This window comes from Luteimonas aquatica, from assembly GCF_022662575.1.
Classification (GTDB): Bacteria; Pseudomonadota; Gammaproteobacteria; order Xanthomonadales; family Xanthomonadaceae; genus Luteimonas; species Luteimonas aquatica.
In genome coordinates this window covers 39,477-48,015 of record NZ_JALBFU010000005.1, presented here as the reverse complement: position 1 = coordinate 48,015, position 8,539 = coordinate 39,477, and the positions used below count along the sequence as shown (strand labels likewise).

Genomic DNA, 8,539 nt, shown 5'->3' with positions numbered 1-8,539 from the left:
TACCGGGGCCCGCTTCTGGATGACGCTTGTCGCCGGGCTTACTTGCGGACCAGGGCGACGTTGCCTTCGCCGGCGCTCTTGAGCGCGGTCGAGGTGGCGTTGGAGACCATCGAGAACAGCTGGCTGTCCGCGGTCAGCTTCGCAGAGGCCGAGCTGGAGATCTTCTCGTTCGGGCTGGCCACGAGGTTGGCATTGGTGACCATGCTGGAAGCCAGCTCGCCCATCTTCTGGCCCATGGCCTTGGCAACGGCATGCAGCCAGCTCTTGTTAGCACCGGCGCCGTCGATGTCGCCGCTCAGGGTCAGCTTGGCCAGGTTACCGATGATGTCGACAGTGTTGCTCATGATGTGTTCTCCGAAGAATTGTGTAGTGAATTTGAGTGTCTTGCGACCTTGTCAGGCCTTAATGCGAAGATTCAAACCTACACGCCGGGAGGACCGCGCAACCTGCGTGAACGCGATTTAGTGATCGATTGACGGAACTGCGAAGGTCCTTCGCGCGCCGGGGTCTGTTGCCCGGCCGCCTGTTCCTGCTGCTCGCGCTGGGCGTTGAACCACTCAAGCGCCTTTTCGCGGCCATCGCGCTGGATGCGTTGCGCGAACTCGAGGGCAACGAGCACATCCTGATCTTGCAGAGGCGCCATGGCCTCATCGAATTCGCGGATCAGCTCGCTGCGGTCGGCCTCGGTAATGCTCTGGCTGCGAACCAGGGCATCGATCGTTTCCAGCCACATGTTGCGATCCGGAACCGTCAGCGACGGATCCAGCGGCGCGCTGTCGATCGTCTCGCGGAACTGCTGGAGCATGATCTCCAGGCTCTTCTCATCCATGCCGGGCTGCTCGCGCAGCGCGGCCTCGAATGTAGCGAGCAGTTCCTCGCGCTGCTGACCGGCGCCACCTTCTTCGACGTTTTCCGCGACGGAAGTCATCTCCAGGCCGGCGCGCGCCTGCGGCACCGGCCTTGCGGCGGGTCGCTTGCGGGGAACTGCGCGGCGGGTGGGCGGTGCCATCAGTGCGTCGTCTCCGGAAGTGGTCGGGGGCGCCTTGACGGCGGATCCCCCCGGACCGGTCCATGGATCAAGTTAAGCAGACAATCCCTGGGGCCGATACTAGGGCAATCCCTAGGGTGGCGAAATCTCCCCCTGCGGCGAGACCCCGGCCGACCCGGCCTTTCCGTGATCCTGTCGGCCTTTCATGGCGGCAGCATGACTGGGCCGTCGCGAAAGCCCGGTGAGGACCGCGCTCAGGCATGGAAATGCGGGTCGATGGTCAGCTCGCCGAGATCGCTGTCGGCAAAGCGCCGGGCCAGTTCGGGAGCGGCGCGCCGGATCGCCTCGTAGCTGTCGCGCGAGCGCGAGTCGGCGCGCAGCGTCCAGCCGGTGGCGGTGCGGCTGAGCAGCAGGTCGGTCCCCGGCAAGGTGGCGTCGGACATGCGCAGCAGCACCTGGCCGTCGCTGTCGCGGGCGGCATCGTCGCTGGCGGCCATCTGGCGCACGTGCTTCTGGATCAGCTCGGCGAAAACCTGGGTATTGACCGGCGCCGGGGCCGTCGGCACCGGGGCGGCCTCGCTGCGCAGCGCCATCTGCGCCTGCCAGAGGCCGGCGATATCGCTCTTGGTGGCTTCCGAACCGGTGCCGCCGCCATCGCCGCCACCCTTGCGGGTGTCGCGCTCCTTCAGTCCCTGCAGCGCCGAGCGGGAAGCGCCGGCGCTCTCGCGCGTCCCGGAGGCGCCCTGCTCGGCGGCCAGCCTGGCCTGTTCGGCAGCGGCTTTGGCGGAGTTTTCGGAACGGGTCCGGGCCTGCGACTGTTCGTTCTGTCGCTGCGTCGGCTGCGTCGGCGCCTTGCCCTCGGCCTGGCGTTCCAACGCGGCGCGGAAACGGTCGACGTGCTCGGCGCTGGCGGCCTCGTGCCGGTTGCCGATCTGCCGCGCTTCCACCTGGCGCGCCTCGGCCTGGCGCTCCATGCGCGCCTCGTCGGCGCGACGGGATTCCCTACGCTCGATGCTCATGCTCAGCCCTCCTCATTCGCTCACCTGCATCAGCCGCGCGGCCTGCTGCAAATCCTCGGCCGCGGCCTCGTCCATTCTCGCCTCCAGCGCGCGCTGTTCGCCACGCCAGGCGTCCTTGCGCTTCTCCAGCGCCTCTTGGCGGGCCTTGGCGCGGAAGAAGGCGGTGCGCGCCTCGTCCAGCACGCGCTCGGCCTCGCGCAGCCTCTGCTGGGCCTGCGCCAGTCGCTGCTGCGCGGCGACGATGTAGTTGGCCAGCAGATCGATATGCGCCTCGCGCTGCTCCAGCGCCATCGGCCAGGGCACGCCCGCCGGCGGCGGATCGAGCAGGCGGCGGCGCTGGTCGGCGCGGTCGTGCTGCAGGTCGCGGATCTCGCCCTCGATCACGGTGCAGGCGTCGCGGCAGGCGGCCACCGCGCGCTGGCACTCCAGCACCTGCATGCGCGCGGTCTCGGTGCGATGCTCGCGCAAACGCAGCAGGGTGGCCAAGGGATAGCGCTTGCTCATGCGAACAGCCTGCGCAGCGCATCGGAGGATTGCGCGAAGGGCACCAGCTCGGTCGCCGACTGCTGCAGCAGCTTGCGGATCGGACCGATCTTGTCGATGGCGACATCGGCGTCGGGGTCGGTGCCGCGCTTGTACTCGCCCAGCTGCAGCAGCAGCTCGATGTCGTTGTACTTGGCCAGGTACTTGCGCAGCTGGCCGGCGGCGCGCAGGTGGGCCTGATCGACCACGCGCGGCATGGTGCGGCTCAGCGACGTGAGCACGTCGATGGCCGGGTAGTGGTAGGCGGCGGCGAGCTTGCGCGAAAGCACGATATGGCCGTCGAGGATCGAACGCACTTCCTCGACGATCGGGTCGCCGCCGTCCTCGTCCTCGGCCAGCACGGTGTAGAAGGCGGTGATCGAGCCCTTGTCGTTGTTGCCGGCACGCTCGAACAGGCGTGGCATGGCGCTGAACACCGAGGGCGGGAAGCCGCGCCGGGCCGGCGGCTCGCCGATGGCCAGGCCGACGTCGCGCAGCGCGCGCGCGAAGCGCGTCACCGAGTCCATCAGCAGCAGCACGCGCTTGCCCTGGTCGCGGAAATATTCGGCGATGGCGGTGCCGACCCAGGCGGCGCGGCTGCGCTCCAGCGCCGGGCGGTCGGAGGTGGCGACCACGATCACCGACTTGGCCAGGCCCGCGGCGCCGAGGTTGTCGTGGATGAATTCGTTGACCTCGCGGCCGCGCTCGCCCACCAGCACGATCACGTTGACCTCGGCGTTGCCGCCGCGCGCCAGCATGCCGAGCAGGGTGCTCTTGCCGCCGCCGGCGACGGCGAAGATGCCGATGCGCTGGCCTTCGCCGGCGGTCATGGTGGCGTCGATGGCGCGCACGCCGGTGGAGAAGGGGCGCTCGATGAGGTTGCGCGCCAGCGGATTGGGCGAGGCGGCGTAGATCGGCGCCGGCACCGAGGGGCCGATGGCGCCCTTGCCGTCGATCGGCTCGCCGTGCGCGTCGAGGATGCGGCCGAGCAGGCCGGGGCCGGCGCGCACCGCCGCCTGCTGGCCGCTGGCCACCACCTCGGTGGTGGCGGCGATGCCGTCGAGCGGTCCGAGCGGGGTGAGCAGGGTGAGCTGCTTGGAGACGCCGACCACCTCGGCGGCGAGCTTGAAGTTCGGATCGCCCGCGCCGGGCGGGTTGCGCAAGTGGCACAGCTCGCCGATCGAGGCCTTCAGGCCGGTGGCGCGGATCAGCGTGCCATAGGCCTCGGCGACGCGGCCGACGCGCTCGATCGACAGCGAATGCGCCTTGGCCAGCGCGCCGAACAGCGGATCGTCGGCGAAGCCGGGCGCGTCGCCGAGCAGCGGGGCGTCGGGCTTGTCGGTATTCATTCCCGATGCCCGCCCGCGGCGCTGGCCAGCGCGGTGCGGATCGCTTCGATCTGCTGGGCCACGCCGGCGCGCACCTCGCCGGCCTCGGACACCACCACGCAGCTGAGCGGATCCAGGCTGAGGTCGTCGACCAGTTCGATCACGCCGACCGCCGGATGCGCCTGGCGCACCGCACCCAGGCCGGCCGCCACGCTCTCGCGCACGGACGGGTGCACGCGGATCAGCAGGAACTGCTCGGCCTGCGCGGCTTCCACCGCGCGCATCACCATCGGCGGCACCACGGTCTTGGCGTCGAAGCCCGGGGCGATGCGGGCGACGATGGCGCAGGCCAAGTCGACCACCCGGCCGCTGGCCTCGGCCAGCACGCGCGCGCGGCGCTCGTTGAGCGCGGCCAGCTGCTCGGTCATCTGCTGCTCGACGCGCTTGAGGCCCTCGGCGAAGCCGGCCGCATGGCCCTGCTCGCGGGCCTGGGCGATCTCGGCGGAGGCCTGGTCGTAGAGCGCGTTGGCGCGCGCCAGCAGCGTGTCCAGTTCGTCCAGCCGCGCCCAGTCCTGCGCCGCCAGCACGTTGCCGGTGACGGCGCGCTCGTACTGCTTGCGCTCGAAGACCACGGCCGTGGCGCGCGCGGAAGCGGGACGGGAAACGATCGAGGCGTCGGATTCGATGGACATAGATCTGACCGCGCGGGCGCTACTGCGCGCCGCCGCGCTTTTCGTGATGACCGGTGAGAAAGATCACCTGCTTTTCCGGCAGATGGGCGGGCACCGCGTCCTCGCGCGGCCACAACAGCATGACCCAATCGGCGAACGCGGGATCGCGCGCGGCCGCCCAGGCACGCAGTTCGTGGCGGCCGTGATGGTCGAGCAGGGCGTACAAGGGCGCGTCGTCCTGCGTGCAGGCGGCCAGCGTGGCATGCAGCGCCGCGCGCAGGCGCGCGGCCACGGCATTGTCGGCGGCGCCGTCCCAGACTGCCTTGTCCAGGGCCAGCAGATAGCTGTTGCCCAGGGCGCGCTTGAGGATGCGCACCGGCTCGCGCCCGACCTCGCCGCGGATCGCCGGCGCGTAGGCCAGCACGCCCAGGTCGCGGATCAGCGCCGCCAGGCGCTCGCGCGGCCAGACCGAGGCCAGCCGGGACGTCCCGCCGTCCGCGCGCGGCGCGAACAGGTGCGGCGCGGCACCGGCGACCAGCCAGCGCGCCAGCATCCGCTGGCCGAGCTCGCTGTCCAGACTGCGCTGCAGCAACTTGGAGTCGAGGTCATCGCCCCGGCCGCCGCCGGTCTGCGCCGTGTCGGCGCCAGGCGGCCGATACCATCCGGGATCGACTTCTTCGAGGAGCGATTGGAGGCTCATGGCAGAGGACCTGGGCTAGCACCGTGTTACGGCGCCGCGCAAAGCGCGCCTGCCGGATTCTGCCGAGCCTGCGTTGCCCTCCATGGCGGAACATGGCTGGCTTCGGGCCGTCCGGCCCGGCCATGCGTGGCCGGGCGTTCGCAAACGCTGCGCGGCGGTGCCGCGCAAAGCACGCGTTTGCTCACCCCTTCCACACCGGGGCCGTTTCCGGCTGTTGCTTGGACTGCGCCTTGCCGCCGCGCAGGCGCGCGATCAGGGCGATGCCCACGGCCAGCAGCAACACGATGCCGGCGGTGATGCCGATCGCCAGCGGGCTGATCGAGGACAGGGCCGCCGGCACCACGCCGCTGCGGGCCACCCGCTGCACGGCCTGCTTCTGCCCGACCGGGAAGAACTTGATGGTGACCTTGTTGACGTCCTTCAGGCCGGCGATGCCGTCCTTGATATAGACCTTCAGGTCGGTCTCGCGATCGCTCAGGTTCACCTCGGGACGATGGAAGATCATCACCGAGGCCGAAGAGTCCGGCGTTTCGCCGCTCAGCGGCTCGCGGTCGGGCAACGCGATCGAGACTTCCGCATCGACCACGCCGTTGACCTTGAGCAGCTTCTGCCGCATGCCTTCCTCGAGGCCGTAGATGTAGCGCGCCTTCTCCTCCAGCGCCGAGGAAGCGAAGCTCTCCTTCTTGAAGAGCTCGCCCATCGACTCCGAGCGCCGCCGCGGCAGGCCGTTGGCGTTGAGCACCTGCATCGCGGTCGGGAAATCCCCCTGCGAAATCTTGACTTCCCAACGTTCCTTGTTGGTGAGCGAGGGGTCCTTGTCCGCATCGATGCCGGCGCTGAGCAGCGCCGCCATCACCTGGTTGGCCTGCTGCTCGTCGAGATCGCTGTACAGCGCCGACTTGCCGCAGGCGGCCAGCAGCAGGCACGCGACCAGGGCCACGGCCCTGGCATGCGGCCGGGACCACCACGACGACTGCAGCCCTGACGATTTCATGCCTGCCCCTGCCTCTTGGTTACGATTGCTGACGGAACAGCTGCTGGATGCCGTCCGAGGTGCGGTTGGCCACGTTGGAGGTCAGCTCGGCCTTGAACATGAACTGCTGGCAGGCCACCGTCATTTCGATCATGGCGCTGGGCCGCGAGGCGAAATCGGCGCTGCTCATCTTCTCCGCCAGCTGGCCGATGTCGCCGGCGCCGCTGTTGATGTTGTTGGCGAACGCGGCGATCGCGCGCATGCTCTCCGACGGGCCCTGCGTGGCGTTCACGCCCGCGCTCTTCTGCGCTTCGGACGCGGCGGCCGCGTTGTTGCGGGCGTAGGCGTCCGAGAACTGGTGCACCTCGAACGCGCCGGCCTGCGGCTGCGCCGCCGGCGCCGTCGTCTGCGTGGCTTTGACGGCTTCCGCCGCGACTGCCTGGATTGCTTCGGTCATTTCGGCTTCCCCAAATGAAAGTGTGGGAACTGTCGAACGGCACGTGCCTGTCCGCGCCGGGCAGGGATCATGCCGCTACCCGGTCGAGGACATGCGCGCATGCCGCATCGTCCTCAACGGCATCAGCTCCGCTTGGCGAGCGCTTCCATCGCCTGGCTGGCGGAGTTGAGCTGCGTGGAGACGCTGTTGGACTTGAAGTTCATTTCCATCGCGGCCACGGTCACCGCGATCATGTCCGAAGGCTTGTCGGCGCCGCTGCCGACCGAATCGGAGAGGCTGGTGATCTTGGAGGCCTGGGCGTCGAGATTGCGCATGCCGCTTTCGGCCAGGGCGCGCATCCAGTTGCCCTTGCCGCCGCCGCTGACGCCACCGCCGCCGCCGGCGTTGCTGACGGTGGTGTTGGCCAGAAAGCCCTGCAGTTGACTCTGATCGATCGTGCTCATCTTGCTTGTCTCCTCGTGGATGACGGTCCAAAGACCGGTTTACGACGATGGGGGTTACGGTGATGGAGCTGTGTGAAGACCTTGTGTCGGACAACCTGAAGACAACCTTACAACTTTCGCTTGCCCTCGGCGGCGGTGGCCGCCGGGGGCACGGAATTCTGGGCGACCGCCGGCTTGGCGGGCGGGACGGCCGGCGCGGACGCGGTCTGGGAAGGGGCGGGCTGGGCGGCCGCGGCCGTCTTGCTGTCCTTGGCCAGCTGCTGATCCGCCGCCGCGGCCACTTCCTGGGCGGTCACCGGGCGGACGTCCACCTTGTGCGGCATGCCGTCGCTCCCCAGCACCTGCGCGACCTCGCCGATCGATAATAGCCGGCCCAGGCCCGGGATGTCGGCGCCTGGCTTGTAGATCTGTCCGTCGACCCCGACCAGGTGCGCATCCTTGCCGCGGACCACGGATACGATCCGGGTCGGCGGCGGCGGGGCCGCGGCATTGGCCGAGGCTTCGACCTGGCCACCGACCGCCACAGCGGCCTGGTTCTTGGGCACGATCCGGGTCAGACCCACCACCTCGCGCATCGCCCGCGATCCGGCCACGCGCTGCAGGCCGGCCATGTCCTGGAAGTAGCCGGACACCTCGACGCTGCCCTCGCCCAGGTAGTGGGCCTTGGTGTCCACGCCCGGCAGGGTGGTGCGCAGCACCTCGTTGACGTCGGCTGCGATCTGCTCGCCGGTGCGCAGGTTCAGCGCCACCGGCAGGCCCCGCTCCTGGATGCGGCGCTGGATGCGGTCGGTGGTGGCGCGGTCGGGGACGGTGCCCGTCAGGGTGGCCAGGCCGGTTCCGTCGGCGGAGAGCTTGCCCTTATAGATGTTGAAGTCGCGCACCAGGGCCTTGGCCTCGGCGTCGGTATCGATCTTGGGTTTGCCCGCCGGCATCACCGCGGCAAACACCGCCAGGGCGGCCAGCGACAGCGCGGCCACGGCGGCGATCACCGGCAGGCGGCGCATGCCGGCCCGGCTGACGCGGGCGGCGGTCGCGCTGAAGCCGGTATTACCCGGCTGCAGTTCGGCCCATCCGGGCGCGTCCTCGGGACCGTAGGCGATGGCCGCCTCGCCGATCTGGATCCGCTGCAGCGGGCGCAGCTCGACCGGGTCGCCGGGATGCAGCGGCTGGCCGTCCACGCGCAGCGGCGCATCCAGCGCGCGCAGCGAGGACACGTCGCCGAGCAGGTTGATCAGGGCGTGATGGCGGGCGACGCCGGCGTCGGCCAGGACGATGTCGCAATCCTCGCCGCTGCCGACCAGGATCATTTCACGCGCCGCCAGGGTGCGACCGGCACCGGCGTGCAGGCCCGACAGGATGCGCAGCACCTGGGACCCCTCTCCCTTGGCGGGAGAGCCGGCGGCGGCGTTGTCGTGGCTGGAAGACATGGTTGGACTCA

At 69.8% G+C, this 8,539-nt stretch carries 11 protein-coding genes; all 11 read right to left on the bottom strand.

Annotated elements, in window-relative coordinates:
• Positions 1 to 38: 38 nt before the first annotated feature.
• Positions 39 to 344, bottom strand: a complete 306-nt coding sequence (locus MD221_RS11810; protein WP_242111961.1) for a hypothetical protein — start codon at positions 342 to 344, stop codon at positions 39 to 41.
• A 77-nt stretch (positions 345 to 421) separates the two neighbouring features.
• On the bottom strand, positions 422 to 1,009 hold the full coding sequence (locus MD221_RS11805; RefSeq protein WP_242111959.1) for a hypothetical protein: 588 nt from the start codon (positions 1,007 to 1,009) through the stop codon (positions 422 to 424).
• Positions 1,010 to 1,242: 233 nt separating this feature from the next.
• A complete protein-coding gene (locus MD221_RS11800) occupies positions 1,243 to 2,007 on the bottom strand; it encodes a type III secretion HpaP family protein (protein WP_242111957.1) in 765 nt (254 codons plus the stop codon).
• 12 nt (positions 2,008 to 2,019) lie between these two features.
• Positions 2,020 to 2,511 carry a hypothetical protein gene (locus tag MD221_RS11795; protein WP_242111955.1) on the bottom strand — a complete coding sequence of 164 codons (492 nt, stop codon included), beginning with the start codon at positions 2,509 to 2,511 and terminating at the stop codon, positions 2,020 to 2,022.
• The gene (locus MD221_RS11790) at positions 2,508 to 3,878 is read right to left on the bottom strand and encodes a FliI/YscN family ATPase (RefSeq protein WP_242111954.1); all 1,371 of its coding nucleotides are present in this window, start codon (positions 3,876 to 3,878) and stop codon (positions 2,508 to 2,510) included. The genes MD221_RS11795 and MD221_RS11790 overlap by 4 nt, the downstream gene beginning before the upstream one ends.
• Positions 3,875 to 4,549, bottom strand: a complete 675-nt coding sequence (locus tag MD221_RS11785) for a FliH/SctL family protein (RefSeq protein WP_242111952.1) — start codon at positions 4,547 to 4,549, stop codon at positions 3,875 to 3,877. The genes MD221_RS11790 and MD221_RS11785 overlap by 4 nt, the downstream gene beginning before the upstream one ends.
• A 19-nt stretch (positions 4,550 to 4,568) precedes the next feature.
• Positions 4,569 to 5,228 (bottom strand): hypothetical protein, encoded by a 660-nt coding sequence (locus MD221_RS11780; protein ID WP_242111951.1) that lies wholly within the window; start codon positions 5,226 to 5,228, stop codon positions 4,569 to 4,571.
• A 181-nt stretch (positions 5,229 to 5,409) separates the two neighbouring features.
• Positions 5,410 to 6,222 (bottom strand): type III secretion system inner membrane ring lipoprotein SctJ, encoded by an 813-nt coding sequence (gene sctJ, locus MD221_RS11775; RefSeq protein ID WP_242111949.1) that lies wholly within the window; start codon positions 6,220 to 6,222, stop codon positions 5,410 to 5,412.
• Between the two features lie 19 nt (positions 6,223 to 6,241).
• Positions 6,242 to 6,658: a hypothetical protein gene (locus MD221_RS11770; RefSeq protein WP_242111948.1), complete on the bottom strand. Its 417-nt coding sequence runs from the start codon at positions 6,656 to 6,658 to the stop codon at positions 6,242 to 6,244.
• Positions 6,659 to 6,780: 122 nt separating this feature from the next.
• Positions 6,781 to 7,101 carry a hypothetical protein gene (locus tag MD221_RS11765; RefSeq protein ID WP_242111946.1) on the bottom strand — a complete coding sequence of 107 codons (321 nt, stop codon included), beginning with the start codon at positions 7,099 to 7,101 and terminating at the stop codon, positions 6,781 to 6,783.
• A gap of 107 nt (positions 7,102 to 7,208) precedes the next feature.
• Positions 7,209 to 8,528: an FHA domain-containing protein gene (locus MD221_RS11760; RefSeq protein ID WP_242111944.1), complete on the bottom strand. Its 1,320-nt coding sequence runs from the start codon at positions 8,526 to 8,528 to the stop codon at positions 7,209 to 7,211.
• Positions 8,529 to 8,539: the final 11 nt, after the last annotated feature.

Bases quoted from the DNA above. Each gene is read 5' to 3' on its own strand.
- MD221_RS11810 (WP_242111961.1), bottom strand. From the start codon at position 344: ATGAGCAACACTGTCGACATCATCGGTAACCTGGCCAAGCTGACCCTG.
- MD221_RS11805 (WP_242111959.1), bottom strand. From the start codon at position 1,009: ATGGCACCGCCCACCCGCCGCGCAGTTCCCCGCAAGCGACCCGCCGCA.
- MD221_RS11800 (WP_242111957.1), bottom strand. From the start codon at position 2,007: ATGAGCATCGAGCGTAGGGAATCCCGTCGCGCCGACGAGGCGCGCATG.
- MD221_RS11795 (WP_242111955.1), bottom strand. From the start codon at position 2,511: ATGAGCAAGCGCTATCCCTTGGCCACCCTGCTGCGTTTGCGCGAGCAT.
- MD221_RS11790 (WP_242111954.1), bottom strand. From the start codon at position 3,878: ATGAATACCGACAAGCCCGACGCCCCGCTGCTCGGCGACGCGCCCGGC.
- MD221_RS11785 (WP_242111952.1), bottom strand. From the start codon at position 4,549: ATGTCCATCGAATCCGACGCCTCGATCGTTTCCCGTCCCGCTTCCGCG.
- MD221_RS11780 (WP_242111951.1), bottom strand. From the start codon at position 5,228: ATGAGCCTCCAATCGCTCCTCGAAGAAGTCGATCCCGGATGGTATCGG.
- sctJ (WP_242111949.1), bottom strand. From the start codon at position 6,222: ATGAAATCGTCAGGGCTGCAGTCGTCGTGGTGGTCCCGGCCGCATGCC.
- MD221_RS11770 (WP_242111948.1), bottom strand. From the start codon at position 6,658: ATGACCGAAGCAATCCAGGCAGTCGCGGCGGAAGCCGTCAAAGCCACG.
- MD221_RS11765 (WP_242111946.1), bottom strand. From the start codon at position 7,101: ATGAGCACGATCGATCAGAGTCAACTGCAGGGCTTTCTGGCCAACACC.
- MD221_RS11760 (WP_242111944.1), bottom strand. From the start codon at position 8,528: ATGTCTTCCAGCCACGACAACGCCGCCGCCGGCTCTCCCGCCAAGGGA.